We start from the raw sequence: 17,355 nt of genomic DNA, 5'->3' as shown, positions 1-17,355 counted from the left end.
CCGCGTCCACGGTTTTTCCAAAAGGAAAAAAATCCGCGATTTCTCCCCCCAAAATCGCGTTTGGAACAGTAACTGCCAAAAGGTCTATCGGCAGTATCCCCAACCGGGGCCTTGCAGGTGGAAATGGTCCGCGTGCAAACGATTGAAATCAGGGCCAAGAACAACGCGAAACCACTCGCAAGCCCCGCGCCAGATCTGGCGCAGAAAAGCGGCTTCCGGTTCTGCGCCCTGCCAGTCAGACAACAAGGTCAGCGTTCGACCATCAGCCGTATCCATACCGATAATGTCGATCGAGTCCGCGCGGGCGTGGCTGCTCCAACCGCTGTTTTCACCCTGCGCGGTGCGCATACGGCGGCAGTTATAGCTGCCGATGTGACGCAATCGGGTTATGTCGGTCCCAAGCAGATCGCGCGCAGCGGGTTTCACGACGTGGTGTTCCCACATGGCCAGGCGCAAGGTGGTGGTGCAGCTGGTTTCCACAGGCTCCATTCGCGCCGTGACCAGTTGCGACAGCAAACCCCGGCCGCTGATGCCACAATTCTGATCTACAACCAGATCCTGCATTGCCGGGAATTGCACACCAGCCTCTGCCAAAGCCGCCCGGCACTGTGCCTCATGCGCCAGCGCGCGTTTCAGCTGCCATTTTGTGACCGGCGTCACCGGCGCGCTGATTTTCAGATCGCGCAACGGATTCCAATAAGAAGGCACCGGAGTATTGGGATGCGCAAGCAGCCACCATCCCCCTCCGCCCAACAGGATCACCACGACTGCCAGCCTGAAAATGAAAGACGCCGCCGAGTACAAAAACCGGCGGCGTCCAGAAGTCTGAGTCATCGTCAGACAGCGCTTAGTAGCGGTAGTGTTCCGGCTTGTAGGGACCTTCCGGCTTCACACCGATATAGGCAGCCTGATCGGCGTCCATCTGGGTCAGCTTCACGCCGATGCGATCCAGGTGCAGGCGGGCCACTTTCTCATCCAGATGCTTGGGCAGGATGTAGACCTCGTTGTTGTACTGGTCGCCTTTGGTAAACAGCTCAATCTGCGCCAGAACCTGGTTGGTGAAGGATGCCGACATCACGAACGACGGGTGCCCAGTGGCGTTGCCGAGGTTCAGCAGACGGCCTTCGGACAGCAGAATGATGCGGTTACCCGAAGGCATCTCGATCATGTCCACCTGTTCCTTGATGTTGGTCCATTTGTGGTTCTTCAGGCTGGCAACCTGGATTTCATTGTCAAAGTGACCGATGTTGCCAACGATCGCCATGTCCTTCATCGCACGCATATGCTCGATGCGGATCACGTCCTTGTTGCCGGTGGTGGTGATGAAAATGTCGGCGCTGGCAACTTCGTCTTCCAACAGGGTGACTTCGAAACCGTCCATCGCAGCCTGAAGGGCGCAGATCGGGTCAACTTCGGTGACCTTCACGCGGGCACCGGCGCCGCGCAGCGAAGCGGCCGAGCCTTTGCCCACGTCGCCGTAACCGCAAACCACGGCAACCTTGCCGGCCATCATGGTGTCAGTGGCGCGGCGGATGCCGTCGACCAGCGACTCTTTGCAGCCGTATTTGTTGTCAAATTTCGACTTGGTGACCGAGTCATTCACGTTGATCGCAGGGAACGGCAGGTGGCCGTCTTTCACCAGCTGATACAGGCGGTTCACGCCAGTGGTGGTTTCCTCAGATACGCCCTGAATCTGGTCACGCATCTTGGTGAACCAGCCCGGCGATGCTTCCATGCGTTTCGCGATCTGCTTCTTGATCACCTCTTCCTCTTCCGAGCCCGGAACAGGGATAATGTCTTCACCCGCCTCAGCGCGAGCACCCAGCAGGATGTAAAGCGTCGCGTCGCCGCCATCGTCCAGGATCATGTTCGGGCCTTCGTCGAACAGGAAGGACTTGTCCAGATAATCCCAATGCTCTTCCAGCGTCTGACCTTTGATGGCGAAGACCGGAATACCCGCCTCGGCAATTGCAGCCGCCGCGTGGTCTTGGGTCGAGAAGATGTTGCACGAGGCCCAGCGCACATCCGCGCCCAGCGCCACCAGCGTTTCGATCAGAACGGCAGTTTGGATGGTCATGTGCAGCGATCCAACGATACGCGCACCTTTCAGAGGTTTGCTTTCACCGTATTCCGCACGCAGGGACATCAGCCCCGGCATTTCGGTTTCTGCAATGTCCAATTCCTTGCGACCGAACCCGGCCAGTGAAATGTCCTTAACGATATAGTCCCCGGCCATCAGGCGCTCCATTTTTTCTGGTTTTACTCAGTCCCGGCTGCCCCTAGCATTCCTTGGGGCAGGTGGCAATGTCGATGAGTTGAAACCGAAGGCTACGGGCCTTTGTCAGCTTGGGGTGCCGTCAATTTTTATCTTTGGTATTGCTTCAAAAAAATCCGTGCCAACGGCAACAATACAGCTGATGCCATTCGCATTGGTGACCAGAACGGTATAACTACCAGTTTTCTTCGAGGTCCAAACCTCCATCACCGATTGCGCACCGCGCGTCTTTTGCAGACCACCAAAGGCCAATTCCTCGGCGTAGCTTTCCTGCAATTTGGTGATGATCGATTCTCGCTCTGCGCAGTTTTGGGCAAAAGCAGGTGGGGCTGTGGCAGCCATACCAAAGGTCAATGTGATGGCGAACAAACGCTTGAACATGGCGAACTCCTTTCGTTTCGCGTTTCGCTTGCGAGAGGAGCACACCGGGAGAAGCGTGTGCCCCCCTCGGTTTTAATGTCGGGATCAAGTGGTGATGTTTCAAAGCACGAACGCTCAAGAAAACGTTGGCAGCTGGTGATCCTGACAGGTACATCATAGCAGAAAAATACGATTTTTATGTGTCCGACTTCACAAGGCATGGCAAAATGGCAACACAACCCCGAGCATGGCAGCGCATGCTGTCAGGCCGCAGGCTGGACCTGCTGGACCCGACCCCGGTGGATATCGAGATCGAAGATATCGCGCACGGACTGGCCTTTGTGGCGCGCTGGAACGGTCAAACCAACGGTGATTTTGCCTATTCTGTGGCCGAGCATTCCTTGCTGGTCGAAGAGATATTTGGTCGAATTTCGCCCAAAGCGCCAATCAAATGGCGGCTGGCCGCGCTGTTACACGATGCGCCGGAATATGTGATCGGCGACATGATTTCCCCTGTCAAATCCGCCGTCGGCCCGGATTATGGCGCGCTGGATGACCGTCTAACGGCGGCGATCCACATCCGGTTCGGCTTGCCTGCCGAAGTACCGAAGACGGTGAAACAGCAGATCAAGAAAGCCGATAAGATCAGCGCCTGGATGGAGGCGACACAGATTGCCGGATTTTCAGAAGCCGAGGCAACGAAGTTCTTTGGCCGTCCTGATCGGGTGGTAATGGAGGGGTTGACGATTACGCTAAGGCCGCCGGTTGAGGTGCGAGAAGCGTATTTGGCGCGGCACGCTTCATTGTTGGAGAAAATTTGATGGAACTGAATTGGCGGATCTTACGTGAGGTTTACCAAAGTGTAGCTGATGGAGATATTTCATTAGAAAATGCTGACCGTTGGGCCTCTAGCATTGTGCGGGCCGAAGACAAAGGTGTTCTCAGCTTTTACCCAGACCAAGATCGAGCCCCTTTGTAGGAGGCGTCAATGTTTCTATTCGGAATCGACATGAAAGTTTCAAAAGGTGAATATCTTCATTCTTTGGATGAAATCGAAGTGAAATTCTTAGACTTACTAAGTGCTGCTTCATTTTCACAACGCGACACCCAATAACAACTTCTGATAGAGACCTACCACAGGCGGCGCTTGGTCAAGATCAGCCACTATTGTCTTAACGATGCAACAGAGAACCGGCGAAATCTTGCCGCGTATTTGCAGACCTCTTTTCACAGCTCGCATGTTAGCCCTAAAACTCACATGTCTTCGAATGGGCAGTGAAGATTCTTGAACACAGGCATACGCAAAACAGACACGACTTGGCCGCGTTTGTCCGGCACAACCCGAGCCGCAATTGCGGTGGGGTTTTTGAGTCTGATTTCTGCGTGCGCCCATGGCCCAACCGATGAGCAGCTTGACCCGGATCGTCAGTTGATGGCGCTACGCGAGGTCTCGCAAAAGCAGTCCCGCGGGCAAAGGGTGTGGTGCGTACCCTATGCGCGCAACCTCAGCGGTATCGAAATTCGTGGAAACGCCAAGGATTGGTGGGGCAAGGCGCGCAGTGCGTTTGATCGGGGCAACGAGCCGGTTGTTGGTTCTGTCATGTCGTTTCGGGCAACACGCGGGATGCCACTTGGCCATGTGGCTGTCGTATCCGATGTTGTCACCGAGCGCGAAGTCATCGTGAACCACGCCAATTGGCACCGCAACAAAGTGTCATTGAAGATGGGCGTCAGAGACGTGTCCAAAAACAATGACTGGACGCTGGTACGGGTCGAAAGCCTTCCGGGCCAATATGGCAGCTTGTACCCGGTGAACGGGTTTATTTATCCGAATCCTGACGCGCAGCCTTAGTGCGGATCCCCCGAAGAGGACCCTGAGGGGATTGAACCCAACGGTTTTTCTCTATCTGGGACTGCGCTTTGCCAAAATCCGCTGCAACGTCCGGCGGTGCATGTTCAACCGTCGCGCCGTCTCCGAGACGTTCCGATCACATAGCTCATAAACCCGCTGGATGTGTTCCCAGCGCACGCGATCTGCGCTCATGGGGTTTTCCGGCGGCGGCGGCAGTTCATCGCCCTTGGCCAGCAGCGCATTGGTAATGTCAGTCGCATCGGCGGGTTTGGACAGATAATCTGTCGCACCGATCTTCACGGCGGCCACGGCAGTCGCAATTGCGCCATAGCCCGTCAGAACTACAACCCGGCTGTCCGGGCGTTTTTCGCGCAGCACTTCAACCACGTCCAGGCCGTTGCCATCCTCAAGCCGCAGGTCAACCACGGCATAAGCCGGGGGGCGTGCAGTAGAAATAGCGCGGCCTGCTGCGACGGATCCGGCGGTTTCAACTTCGAACCCACGCTTTTCCATGGCCTTGGCCAAACGTCTCAGAAACGGCTCGTCATCATCCACCAGAAGCAGGGATTTATCAGGGCCAATATCAAGCTGAGAACTGTCTGCCATACTTAGGTCTTTCTGCTATTTCATGCCGTTGGCTTGAACATGAGTAATAGCAGCGCGGGAACAAAGGTCAAACAACCTTGTTACGAAGCGGCCTGATCCAAAAAGCATCCAACCTTGTCCGCCATTTGCTCGGCCGTGTCATCGCGCTTGAAAAATTCAAGAAAACCATGTTCGGGCGTGACCAGATATGTGAAGGTGGAGTGATCGACCAAATAGTACTCGTCGCTTTTGTCATGCGCCTTGTAATAGGTCTTGTAAGCCTTGCTTGCCACCTTCACTTGCTCGGGCGAGCCTGTCAGCGCGATGGTCTTGCCCCCTAGGTTGAAAGCATAGTCATCCACCACCTCTGGCGTGTCACGTTCGGGGTCGATTGAAATGAACAGCGGCGTGGTGGAATATCCACGCTCGGCCAGAATATCCACGGCGTCAGCATTGCGCGACATGTCAAAAGGACAGACATCCGGGCAGAACGTGTAGCCGAAATAAACCAGCGTCGGCTCGGTGATCACATCTGCGTCAGTCACCGTTTCGCCCTTGCCATTGACCAGCTCAAACGGCCCGCCGATCGTGGCCGATCCCCCTGCGATCTGGCTGGACCGGCACTGCGCAAACTGGTCATCAGAACCGCTGCCCCGCGTCAAAAGCCACATGGCCCCAAGGCCAATTGCCAATACAACAGTTGCGAGAATTGCGTATAGACGGGTCATTTCAGAGTTCCGGTCACAAGGGGGTTGTTGATCGTTTCGGCCGGGACACCTATCAAGATGATCAGCCTTTGCAACAGGACATAAGGAACCGATGGCAGAATCCAACCAGACTTTTTGGCGCGGCCAGGAACGGAGCAGCTGGATTCGCCTGCGCACTCTGATCCTGTTGCGATGGGTGGCCATTATTGGCCAATTCACAGCAATTACCGTTGCCCAACAATATTACGATGTGCAGTTGCAACTGGGCCTGTGCTATCTGGCCATCGGCATTTCGGTCATGGGCAACCTGACGGCCATCCTGTTGTTCCCACAGAACAAGCGTCTGACCGAGTTTGAAAACTTTTTGATGGTTCTGTTTGACCTCTTGCAACTGTCCATATTGCTGTACCTGACCGGCGGGCTGAACAATCCGTTTGCGCTTCTGCTGTTGGGGCCAGTCACGATCTCGGCCAATGTCATGAGCACGCGTTCGACCCTGATCGTTGGCGCGGTGGCGATTGTGCTGACGACCCTGCTGGCCGAGTTCCATCTGCCGCTGCGCACCAGCCTGGGGCTGGTTCTGGATATTCCGGATATTCTTCTGTTCGGCAATTGGGCCGCGATCGTCATCGCTATTGTTTTTATCGGAGCTTATTCCCACCGCGTCAGCGCTGAGGTTCAGTCCATGTCTGAAGCATTGGCTGCGACGCACATGGCCCTGGCGCGTGAACAGAAGTTGACTGATTTGGGTGGCGTTGTTGCGGCCGCCGCGCACGAGTTGGGCACGCCGCTGGCCACAATCAAACTGACCAGCGCGGAACTGATCGAGGAACTGGACGACCACCCCGACCTCAAGGAAGATGCCGCTTTGATCCGCGAGCAGGCCGACCGGTGCCGAGACATTCTAAGGGACATGGGCCGGGCTGGTAAAGACGACCTTCATTTGCGGCAGGCCCCGCTTTCGACCGTGGTGAATGAAGCCGCAGAACCACATGTCGGTCGCGGTAAAGAGGTCCACTTTTACGAAGGGCCAGCGCAGGACGGGGATGTGCAACAGCCTTCGATCCTGCGAAAGCCTGAAATCATCCACGGATTGCGAAACCTGATTCAGAACGCAGTGGATTTTGCACGGTACAATGTCTGGGTCGAGGCTGAATGGACCGACAACCTTATCACCGTCAGTATTATGGACGACGGACGCGGATATCCGTCTCATATGATTGGTCGCATCGGTGATCCCTTTATGCGACGCAGGCGGGCAGAAACGGACCAAAAGGCCCGCCCCGAATATGAAGGCATGGGCCTTGGCCTGTTCATCGCCAAAACCTTGCTGGAACGCAGTGGTGCTGAATTGGAGTTCGCCAATGGCGCTGATCCCTATCAACGCCTGACTGACGACCCCGCCCGCAGAGGCGCCATTGTCAAAGTCTCCTGGCCACGCAAGCTGATTGACGCACAAAAGGGCGATACGCCTGTCCCATCGGGTCTGAACGAACGCATTCAGGTGTGAGTTAAGAGACCGTTAACCAATCCTGCTCATAGTTCAAGCGGGTTGGAGTCTGCTTTGGGGAACACAATGGCCGATTGGATCATTTTGGCCGCGATCAGCATTGTCTCGGGCTGTTTTGCCGTTCAGTGGCTCTTACCGCGTCGTGCGCAAAGGGACCATGCGTTTGGGCTATTTTCAAACACTTCACTGTTTGACGCAGTTTTTCTGTTCGACGAAGAAAGGCTGATCAGCCATTCCGACATCGCTCTGGCAGGTTTCGAACATGTGAGAAACTGGACCGACTTGCGCCGATTGCTACAAAGGGATTTCCCGACCTTTCCGGAATCTCAGGGCGCTGTGCGCGATAAGGGATATGTTGTGGTGTCTCCTATCGACTGCACTGTCGAGCGCGATGTTCTTTGCGAGTGGATTGACGGAATTGTCCGTGTCCGCCTGCGTGAAGCTGCCAAGGCCAAGCCCGCAGGGTCAGAAGCGCAGAACGATCCAACCCGGCTGGCCATGGATCAGGCCCCATACCCAGTGTGGCTGCTGGGTCAGAACAACCGGGTACAATGGTGCAACGCCGCCTATGTCGCACTCGTGCGCAAAGCTCGCGATCAGGACACCGACCTGACCGACCCCTTATTCCCTTCAACGCCCGAGGAACGATCCGTTGGAAAAACCAGAATATCTGTTGAAGTTTCAGGCAGTAGTAACAAGCTTTGGTTCGATCTGACTCAGGTAGAACACGCGTCCGGCCACCTGTGTTATGCCGTCGACATCAACGCCATCGTCCAAGCAGAAACCGCCCAGCGCAAATTTGTCCAGACGATGACCAAGACCTTTGCGCAGCTTTCAATCGGCTTGGCCATTTTCGATCGCAACCGGCAGCTTGCACTGTTCAATCCGGCTTTGATCGACCTGACCACCCTACCGCCAGATTTTCTAAGCTGTCGTCCGAGTCTAAGCAGCTTTTTCGACCGCCTTCGGGATCAGCACATGATGCCCGAGCCCAAGAACTATCGCAGTTGGCGGCGCCAGATGAATGACCTTCTCGAAGCCGCAGAAGATGGAAACTATCACGAGACATGGTCGCTCCCATCCGGCTCGGTCTATTCGGTCAGTGGTCGACCACATCCCGACGGGGCCGTGGCGTTCTTGTTTGAGGACATCACAGCCGAGATCACCCTGACGCGCCGCTTTCGGTCTGAAATGGACCTTATGCAGTCCATATTGGACAAGCTTGCAGATGGAATTGCCGTGTTTGCAGATGACGGTACCCTGGCATTGACCAACTACGCGTATCAAAAACTTTGGGGTGACGCAGAAGATGCCGGCTTTCAAACTGACACGGCCACAGATGTTACACGACGCTGGCAGGATCTCTGCCTTGCGACCCCGATCCTGGGCGAGATCAGGGACTTTTTGGAATTGCGTGATGATCGGGCGGAATGGTCGGCTGAAATTCAACTGAGAACCGGTACCCCTGTTCAATGCACGGTCACTCCGCTCCAGAACGGCGCGACCATAGTTCGTTTTTCCATTTCTAGAATCCCGTCGAAAATCCAGCAGATAGAACAGATCAGCGCTTGAACCGGGTTGCAGCCCGTCAGACGCAAGGCCATTGTGGCGCCATGACGACAAAGCCGCGATCCCTGACGTTTCAGTCCCCCGAAGAAACCGCCAATTTTGCCGAGCGTATTGGTGCAAACCTGCAATCGGGCGATGTTGTGTTGTTGGAAGGTGAGATCGGCAGCGGCAAGACACATTTTGCGCGCGCGCTTATTCAGTCGCTCATGTCCGAGCCCGAAGATGTCCCCTCACCCACGTTTACCTTGGTGCAGGTCTACGATACGCCAATTGGTGAAATATGGCACAGCGATCTCTATCGTCTGAGTGCGGTAGACGAGGTTGAGGAACTGGGCCTGATTGACGCTTTCGAAACCGCTATCTGCCTTGTTGAGTGGCCTGACAAACTTGGTCCACTTACACCAGGTGCCGCTTTGAAACTGACCTTTGAAACAGACCCTAACACTGAAGATATGCGCCATCTGACCCTGTCATGGCTTGATCCGAAATGGACGAAGAAACTGGAGACCTTCGGATGACAAACAGGACGATCCTTGCCGAGGCCCTGATTGCTCAAACCCAATGGGCCGATGCCACCCGTGCACCGTTGGCGGGCGACGCTTCGGACCGCCGCTACGAACGGCTGACCGACCAGGCCAGCGGACAAACGGCCGTTTTGATGGATGCACCACCTGAAAAATGCGAGGATGTCGAGGACTTTGTACGCATCGGGAATTACCTGCGTTCGGTCGGCCTGAGCGCGCCTGAGATCTACGCAGAAGATGCGCAATACGGCTTTCTGTTGCTGGAAGATCTGGGTGACGATCTTTTTAGCCGAGTGCTGGCAAAGGATCCTTCGAAGGAACGTGTTTTGTATGAAGCGGCAACAGACGTTTTGCTGCACCTGCATCAAGCGCCGTCTTTGTCTTTGACATCCTTTGACCCGCCGCTGATGACCGAACTGTGCACGCTGGCCTTTACAAGTTACGCGGCCGGAATTGTGGGGTCTTACGACGCACGTGCACTAAGCCGGTTTGAACACCGTTTCGCGGATGTTCTACACCGCGAAACATCAGGTGCGAAAGTGGTCGCGCTCAGGGACTATCACGCGGAAAATCTGATTTGGCTCCCGGATCGCGACGGGCTAAAACGCGTTGGCCTGCTGGACTTCCAATCAGCCGTTCTGGCGCATCCCGCCTATGATCTGGTCTCTCTTCTGCAGGACATTCGCCGCAAGGTCTCTCCCGGGGTCGAAATGCAGATGATCAATCGGTATATTGCGGCCTCTGGCATGGACGATCACGATTTTCGCACCGCTTACAGTGTGCTGGGCGCACAACGGAACCTGCGCATTTTAGGTGTGTTCGCACGCCTTGCCACGGACTTTGGCAAACCGCACTACGTGGACATGATACCAGCGGTCTGGGACCATCTGATGCGCGATCTGGATCATCCGGCCCTGGTTTCGATCGCACCGTTGCTGCACGAGGCTTTGCCCAGCCCAACCCCCGAAAACTTGAACAAGCTGAGGGTGCAATGACCGGTTCACCCTTTGGCGTGATGCTGTTTGCAGCAGGGTTTGGCACACGTATGGGCGCTTTGACCAAGGACCATCCCAAGCCGTTGATCAACGTGTCCGGGCGCCCTCTGATTGATCATGCGCTGGATCTTGTTTACGAACTTGACCCTGTGCGCATCGTGGCGAACGTGCATTACCATGCCGATCAGCTGTATGCGCATCTCAACCCCAAAGGGGTAATAATCTCACGCGAAGAACCAGAGATTCTGGAAACCGGCGGCGGATTAAGAGCCGCCCTGCCCTTGTTGGGCACCGACCCCGTTTTCACGCTGAACACCGATGCCATCTGGTCGGGCCCAAACCCTCTGACCCTGTTGCAGAAAGCGTGGGATCCGACCCGTATGGATGCGCTTTTGATGTGTGTTCCAATTGCCCAAACCATTGGTCACACGGGGGACGGAGATTTCTCGGCCGACACAGACGGGCGTATAACGCGCGGGCCGGGTTTGGTCTATGGGGGGGCGCAGATTATCAAAACAGATGGGTTGCACGCATTCCCGCAATCCGCGTTCTCGTTGAACCTGCTTTGGAACCAGATGCACGATCAAAATCGCCTGTTTGCTATAGAGTATCCGGGGCGATGGTGTGACGTCGGTCGCCCCGAAGGGATCGCACTGGCCGAAGGTCTGCTGACAGATGTTTGAACCCAGCACCCTGCCCCGCGTCTTTGCTGTGCCGCCCGGCACAGATTTCCCGAAAGCACTGGTGGATGGCCTACGGCAGCGCTGCTCTGGCCCGCCGGAAGCCTTGGCGCGGGTGGAAGTGGTTCTGAATACAAGGCGTATGGAACGGCGCGTGCGCGAGCTGTTCAATCAAGGGCCACCCTGCCTGCTACCACGCCTGTCGCTGGTCACGGATTTGGGGGAAAGCGTTGATTTGGCAAAGATTCCCCCTGCCATTCCACCGCTTCGACGACGTCTGGAACTCACGCAGCTGGTGGCCAAACTGCTGGAGCAACAGCCGGATCTGGCGGCGCGTTCTTCGGTCTTCGACCTCTCGGACAGCTTGGCGGCCCTCATTGATGAAATGCAGGGCGAAGGTGTGTCGCCCGAGGCCATTCGGCAGTTGGATGTCAGCGACATGTCGGGGCATTGGGCACGAGCGCAGGCTTTCATCGGCATTGCCGATCATTTCATCGATACCGGCGCAAATGCGATGGATGCGCAAGCCCGCCAACGCCGCGTTGTCGAAAACCTGATCGCGCGCTGGCAGGAGAATCCTCCGCAGCACCCAGTCATTCTGGCAGGCTCCACCGGGTCGCGCGGAACAACGCTTATGTTGATGGAGGCCATCGCGCGTCTGCCACAGGGGGCCTTGGTCCTGCCGGGTTATGATTTCGACCAGCCCGATCACGTTTGGCAGGGGTTGGACGATGCGCTGACATCGGAAGACCACCCACAATACCGGTTCCACAAACTGATGCGCGCGCTGGATCTTGCGCCTGATCAGGTTGCTGCATGGACTGACTTGTCCTCGCCTTCACGCGCGCGCAACCGTTTGGTTTCGCTCGCTTTACGCCCGGCACCGGTAACTGACGCCTGGATGACCGAAGGGCCTGAACTTACCGACCTGGAGGGTGCAACCAAAGCCCTGACCCTGGTCGAGGCGCAATCGCCCCGCGCCGAAGCTTTGACCATCGCCTTGCGCCTGCGACAAGCCGCTGAAGACGGTCAAACCGCTGCCCTGATTACACCGGATCGCATGTTGACCCGTCAGGTCAGCGCCGCACTGGATCGGTGGAATATCCTACCGGATGACAGTGCGGGCTTGCCTCTGCAACTCTCACCGCCCGGTCGTTTTCTGCGCCATGTGGCCAACCTGTTCACGCGCCGCCTTGAAGGCGAGGCGTTGCTGACGCTGCTGAAACACCCGCTGTGCCATGACGGCGGTGAGCGTGGCACTCATCTGTTGCATACGCGTGATCTGGAACTGAACCTTCGCCGCCATGGCCCGCCATTCCCCGACAGTATCAGCCTGACGGCATTTGCGATCCGCAAAGAAGCACCTGAAAGCTGGGTCAAATGGGTCGTACATCACTTTTGCGACCAGCACATCAGCGGCGAGCTGCATCTGTCCGACTGGGTAGACCGACTGACAACACTGGCCGAAGCGATCTCGGCTGGCAGCACAGGTGAAACCGGCACGCTTTGGGACAAAAACGCAGGTCAAAAGGCGCAGGCAGTCGTGAACTCTCTCAGAGATGAAGCGCAGCATGGTGGCCCGATGACGGCCCATGATTTTGCCGATCTTCTGGGCGCGCTTTTGGCCAGCGAAGAGGTTCGTGATCGCGATGCCCCGCATCCACATATCATGATCTGGGGTACCCTTGAGGCGCGAGTGCAGGGTGCCGACCTGCTGATTCTAGGCGGTTTGAATGAAGGAAGCTGGCCTGAGGCCCCGTCGCCAGATCCGTGGCTGAACCGCCAGATGCGGGACAAAGCCGGATTGCTGCTGCCTGAACGCCGGATCGGCCTGTCGGCACATGATTTCCAGCAAGCCATCGGCGCGCCCGAGGTCTGGCTGACCCGCGCGACCCGCTCGGATGACGCGGAAACGGTGCCGTCGCGCTGGCTCAACCGGCTGACAAACCTGTTGCAAGGGTTGCCGGAGCAGGGCGGTCGCAACGCTCTGGAAGAAATGGGTGCGCGTGGTCAGCGCTGGCTGGACTGGTCAGAAGCTTTGGAAGAAGCGCCGCGCATTGAGCCCGCTCCTCGCCCGTCGCCACGCCCGCCGGTCGCTGCACGCCCACGTCGCTTGTCAGTGACCGAAATCAAGCGGCTGATCCGCGATCCTTATGCGATCTATGCCAAACACGTGTTGCGCCTGAAACCGCTTGACCCCTTGGTGCAGGCCCCCGATGCCTTGCTGCGGGGCATCGTGATCCATGAAATCCTTGAGCATTTCGTTAAAGACAGCGTTCTCGACGGCGCTTTGCTGACACGTGAGAATTTCCTGAAACGGGCGCACAGCCTTCTGGACCAGCATGTGGCCTGGCCCACCGCCCGCAAACTCTGGCTGGCCCGGTTGGAACGGATCGCAGACGACTTCCTGAGCGCTGAACTCTCGCGCCGGGGTGACGGCGGGCCAATTGCGTTTGAAGCAGCTATGAAACTGGTGCTGAACCCTCTGGATTTTACCATCGTCGGACGTGCGGACCGGATTGATCGCAACAGCTGGGGCGCGCTGCGGATCATCGATTACAAAACCGGCGCGCCGCCCACAGAAAGTCAGCAATCCAAGTTCGACAAACAGCTGCTGATCGAGGCGGCCATGGCCGAGCAGGGCGGCATCGAAGGCATTGACCCGATAGACGTGGCCGAAGCCATCTTCATCGGCATGGGCGGCAGTTACAAAGAGGTCGCCGCACCCTTGATCAAAGAGCCGACCGATAAAGTTATTGCTGAGCTGAAAGAGCTGATTTCAGCTTATTTAGAGCCTGATCAGGGGTTTTCATCCCGCCGGATGCTGCACAAAGACACAGATATCGGCGACTATGATCATCTGGCACGGTTCGGCGAATGGGACCGAACCGCTGAAACTTGCCCTGAGGACCTGAAATGAGCCCGCGAAACGATGCAACCGAACGGCAAGTGCAGGCGGCGCGACCGGATGCCTCAACCTGGCTGGCGGCTAACGCGGGGTCGGGTAAAACGCGGGTTCTGACCGACCGCGTGGCGCGCCTGTTGCTGGGCGGGGTCCAACCGCAGCACATTCTGTGCCTGACCTATACCAAGGCGGCCGCCAGCGAGATGCAGAACAGATTGTTCAAGCGCCTTGGTGAGTGGGCAATGCTGGAAAATGCTGCTCTTTTGGAGCAATTGACCGATCTGGGCGTGCCCGGCGACATCGACTCGGACAGATTGGCGCAAGCCCGCACTTTGTTTGCCCGCGCCATCGAAACGCCGGGTGGTCTGAAAATCCAGACCATTCACTCGTTCTGCGCCTCGTTGCTGCGGCGGTTCCCGCTGGAGGCTGGGGTCAGCCCTCAGTTCTCCGAAATGGAAGACCGCGCAGCAGCGCTTTTGCGGGAAGAAATCGTCGAGGACTTCGCCGAAGGTCCGCAGGCCGGGTTGATTGAAGATGTAGCCCGGTTCGTGACCGATACGGGCTTTGACAAATTGACCGCCGCGATCACGCACAGGCGCAACCTGTTTGCACTGCCATTGGGCTGGTCCGACCTATTGAAACGGTTCGATCTTCCGGATGGCTTTGACGAAACGGCCCTGGCCGAGCGGGTGTTTCTGGGCGGCGAAGTCGAATTGATCCAGTCCATGCTGCCCGCTTTGACAGAAAGCGGCGTCAACGATGCCAAGGCAGCGGCCAAGCTGGCCAGTTTCACCGAAGCGCGATTGATGCATCTGCCGATGCTGGAGAGCGTATTCCTAACCGGAGCTAAAGCTAAGGAACCTTTCACCGCCAAGATCAACGGGTTTCCAACCAAACCCCTGCGTGAGGGCGAGCTGGCCGACCGGATGCCGCAATTGAAATCCTTCATGCTGCGGGTCGAGTCCGCGCGCGAACAGCGCCTTGCCTTGGTCGCGGCACAGAAAACCGCCGTCCTGCACCGCTTTGCCGCAGCCTTCCTGCCAGAGTACGAGCGACGCAAGCAATTGCGGGGCTGGCTGGACTTCGACGACCTGATCCTGCGCGCGCGGCAAGTGCTGAATGACCCGGCGGTGGCCGAATGGGTGCTGTATCGGTTAGACGGCGGCATCGACCATATTCTGGTGGACGAAGCACAGGACACCAGTCCGGACCAATGGGACGTGGTCGAGAAGCTGGCGCAGGAATTCACCAGCGGGGAAGGGGCCCGATCCGGGGTTGAGCGCACTATTTTTGTGGTCGGCGACAAGAAACAGTCGATCTATTCCTTTCAGGGCGCCGACCCGCAGGCGTTTGATCGGATGCAAGAGGAGTTTGGCCGGAAACTGGCTGAATCAGACTCTAAACTTTGGGATATGACGCTGGAATATTCGTTCCGCTCCTCCAGCGCCATCCTGTCTTTGGTCGATATTCTTTTTGAAAACCGGATCGAGGCAGGGTTTCACAAGGACAGCCTGCACCGCGCCTTCAAAGCTGACCTGCCGGGCCGGGTTGATCTTTGGCCTGTCGTGGAAAAGGTCGAAGAGGCCGAGGAAGGCGACTGGACCGATCCGGTGGATCGCCCCGGTGCGCGGCACCATACCGTCATTCTGGCCGAGCAAGTTGCACAATCGATCAAGGCCATGATCGAACGGGGCGAAACGATCCCTGAGGATGATAAGAACGGCACGTTTGTAAGACGAAAGGTGAAGCCGGGGGATTTCCTGATCCTCGTGCAGCGGCGGTCAGACCTGTTCGCCGAAATCATCCGCGCCTGCAAATCAGCCGGGCTGCCCATCGCCGGGGCCGACCGGCTTAAGGTGGGCGCTGAACTGGCGGTCAAAGACCTGGCCGCGCTGCTGAGCTTTCTGGCCACGCCCGAAGACAGCCTGTCATTGGCAACGGTTCTGAAATCCCCTTTGTTCGGATGGTCTGAACAGCAGCTTTTCGATCTGGCGCACCGGCGGCAGGAACAATTCCTCTGGGCTGCGTTGCGCAACCGGGCTGAGGAGTTTCCCGAAACGCTCGCCATTTTGAACGATTTGCGCAGCCAGATCGACTTTTTGCGCCCCTATGACCTGATCGAACGCATTCTGACCCGCCATGACGGGCGGCGCAAATTGCTGGGCCGCCTGGGCGCCGAAGCGGAAGACGGCATCAATGCGTTGCTGTCTCAGGCGCTGGCCTATGAGCGCACCGATATCCCCAGCTTGACCGGGTTTTTGGTCTGGATGCAAACCGACGATCTGGAAATCAAACGGCAGATGAGCGGTGTGGGCAATATGATCCGCGTAATGACCGTGCATGGATCAAAGGGTCTTGAAGCTCCGATCGTGATCCTGCCGGATACCGGCAAACGCCAAGCACCGCGCGATGCCGAGATCATGGTGACCGAAGGCATTCCGCTGTGGAAAGTGTCGACAGATGTCTCGCCCAAACTGATCGTTCAGGCGCGGGAAGAGGCGCGTACGCGTGAGGAAAATGAACGGCTCCGGTTGCTATATGTGGCTCTAACACGGGCCGAAAAGTGGTTAATCGTGGCCGCAGCCGGCGAATTGGGGAAAGACGGCAACAGCTGGTACCAAATGGTCGAGGCCGCGATGGAGATGGCCGGAGCCGCACAGCTGCCGGGTTCCGACATTCGCCGCCTGTCTCACGGGAATTGGGATGCGCTGCCTTTAGTTGAACAGCCACAATTGGCGACTGAATCGTTCGGGGTACCAAACATATTTCTGCATCCGGCACCCGAACCCACTGAAACCACAAGCACGCTCAGCCCTTCGGATCTGGGGGGGGCCAAAGCGTTGCCCGGTGATGTCGGTTTGGATGAAGACGCTGCGAAACTGCGTGGAACACGTATTCACCTGTTGCTGGAGCACTTGCCGATAGCTGAACCGGAGACTTGGCCCGAACTTTGCGCGCGGCTGCTACCGGACATGCAGGACACAGACCGGCAAGAGCTTTTGACCGAAGCCGCCCGGGTTCTGACGGCTGAACCGCTGAGGAATATTTTTGCACCTGAAACTCTGGCCGAAGTTCCAGTAACCGCAGATTTGAATGGGCAGCGCATGCATGGGGTCATCGACCGGCTGGTCGTTTCGGACACGGACGTGCAAGTGGTTGATTTCAAAACAAATGCAACTGTTCCAATTCGCGTTGAAGACTGCCCTGAGGGCCTGTTACGCCAAATGGGGGCTTATGCGCAGGCGCTTGCTCAGATCTATCCTGACCGCAGCATTCGAACCGCCATTCTTTGGACCCGAACCGCGAACCTCATGTGGTTGCCACACGATCTTGTGACGGATGCCCTGACCCGCGCTCGGATACCTTGACCTTACCCCACGCGGCACCTACGTT

14 protein-coding genes are annotated in these 17,355 nt (G+C 57.1%); 9 read left to right on the top strand and 5 right to left on the bottom strand.

Going from position 1 to position 17,355, the window contains the following annotated elements; translation table 11 throughout:
- Positions 1-84: 84 nt before the first annotated feature.
- The 3 genes from GOV90_RS08760 to GOV90_RS08750 all read right to left on the bottom strand — a co-directional run bounded on the left by GOV90_RS08760 (position 85) and on the right by GOV90_RS08750 (position 2,656).
- Positions 85-834, bottom strand: a complete 750-nt coding sequence (locus GOV90_RS08760) for an extensin family protein (protein ID WP_171092727.1) — start codon at positions 832-834, stop codon at positions 85-87.
- A 13-nt stretch (positions 835-847) separates the two neighbouring features.
- Complete coding sequence (gene ahcY / locus GOV90_RS08755; RefSeq protein WP_171093342.1) at positions 848-2,236, bottom strand: adenosylhomocysteinase; 1,389 nt, start codon at positions 2,234-2,236, stop codon at positions 848-850.
- 105 nt (positions 2,237-2,341) lie between these two features.
- Positions 2,342-2,656: a hypothetical protein gene (locus tag GOV90_RS08750; protein WP_171092729.1), complete on the bottom strand. Its 315-nt coding sequence runs from the start codon at positions 2,654-2,656 to the stop codon at positions 2,342-2,344.
- 206 nt (positions 2,657-2,862) lie between these two features.
- On the opposite strand from GOV90_RS08750, the gene GOV90_RS08745 reads away from it, so the two are divergent.
- Positions 2,863-3,456 (top strand): HD domain-containing protein, encoded by a 594-nt coding sequence (locus tag GOV90_RS08745; protein WP_171092731.1) that lies wholly within the window; start codon positions 2,863-2,865, stop codon positions 3,454-3,456.
- 536 nt (positions 3,457-3,992) lie between these two features.
- A complete protein-coding gene (locus tag GOV90_RS08740; protein WP_371732498.1) occupies positions 3,993-4,487 on the top strand; it encodes a CHAP domain-containing protein in 495 nt (164 codons plus the stop codon).
- Between the two features lie 51 nt (positions 4,488-4,538).
- Here the strand turns inward: GOV90_RS08740 and GOV90_RS08735 are convergent, their stop codons facing one another.
- Positions 4,539-5,093: an ActR/PrrA/RegA family redox response regulator transcription factor gene (locus tag GOV90_RS08735; protein WP_050604676.1), complete on the bottom strand. Its 555-nt coding sequence runs from the start codon at positions 5,091-5,093 to the stop codon at positions 4,539-4,541.
- An 80-nt stretch (positions 5,094-5,173) separates the two neighbouring features.
- Complete coding sequence (locus GOV90_RS08730) at positions 5,174-5,800, bottom strand: SCO family protein (protein WP_171092736.1); 627 nt, start codon at positions 5,798-5,800, stop codon at positions 5,174-5,176.
- Positions 5,801-5,891: 91 nt separating this feature from the next.
- Between GOV90_RS08730 and regB the strand changes: the two genes are divergently transcribed.
- The 7 genes from regB (at position 5,892) to addA (ending at position 17,330) form a co-directional block, all read left to right on the top strand.
- Positions 5,892-7,289, top strand: a complete 1,398-nt coding sequence (gene regB / locus GOV90_RS08725; protein ID WP_171092738.1) for a sensor histidine kinase RegB — start codon at positions 5,892-5,894, stop codon at positions 7,287-7,289.
- A gap of 66 nt (positions 7,290-7,355) precedes the next feature.
- A complete protein-coding gene (locus GOV90_RS08720; RefSeq protein WP_171092740.1) occupies positions 7,356-8,861 on the top strand; it encodes a PAS-domain containing protein in 1,506 nt (501 codons plus the stop codon).
- A 41-nt stretch (positions 8,862-8,902) separates the two neighbouring features.
- Positions 8,903-9,376 (top strand): tRNA (adenosine(37)-N6)-threonylcarbamoyltransferase complex ATPase subunit type 1 TsaE, encoded by a 474-nt coding sequence (gene tsaE / locus GOV90_RS08715; protein WP_171092742.1) that lies wholly within the window; start codon positions 8,903-8,905, stop codon positions 9,374-9,376.
- A complete protein-coding gene (locus tag GOV90_RS08710; protein ID WP_171092744.1) occupies positions 9,373-10,377 on the top strand; it encodes an aminoglycoside phosphotransferase family protein in 1,005 nt (334 codons plus the stop codon). Before tsaE ends, GOV90_RS08710 begins: the two co-directional genes overlap by 4 nt.
- Positions 10,374-11,060, top strand: coding sequence for a nucleotidyltransferase family protein (locus GOV90_RS08705; RefSeq protein WP_171092746.1), 687 nt, complete (start codon positions 10,374-10,376; stop codon positions 11,058-11,060). Before GOV90_RS08710 ends, GOV90_RS08705 begins: the two co-directional genes overlap by 4 nt.
- The gene (addB, locus tag GOV90_RS08700; RefSeq protein ID WP_171092748.1) at positions 11,053-13,977 is read left to right on the top strand and encodes a double-strand break repair protein AddB; all 2,925 of its coding nucleotides are present in this window, start codon (positions 11,053-11,055) and stop codon (positions 13,975-13,977) included. Before GOV90_RS08705 ends, addB begins: the two co-directional genes overlap by 8 nt.
- Positions 13,974-17,330, top strand: coding sequence for a double-strand break repair helicase AddA (gene addA / locus GOV90_RS08695; protein WP_171092750.1), 3,357 nt, complete (start codon positions 13,974-13,976; stop codon positions 17,328-17,330). The genes addB and addA overlap by 4 nt, the downstream gene beginning before the upstream one ends.
- Positions 17,331-17,355: the final 25 nt, after the last annotated feature.

Source organism: Ruegeria sp. HKCCA5929 (assembly GCF_013034525.1).
Taxonomy (GTDB): Bacteria; Pseudomonadota; Alphaproteobacteria; order Rhodobacterales; family Rhodobacteraceae; genus Ruegeria.
Note: the sequence above shows the minus strand (reverse complement) of the source record. Positions and strands in the feature narration are given on the sequence as shown.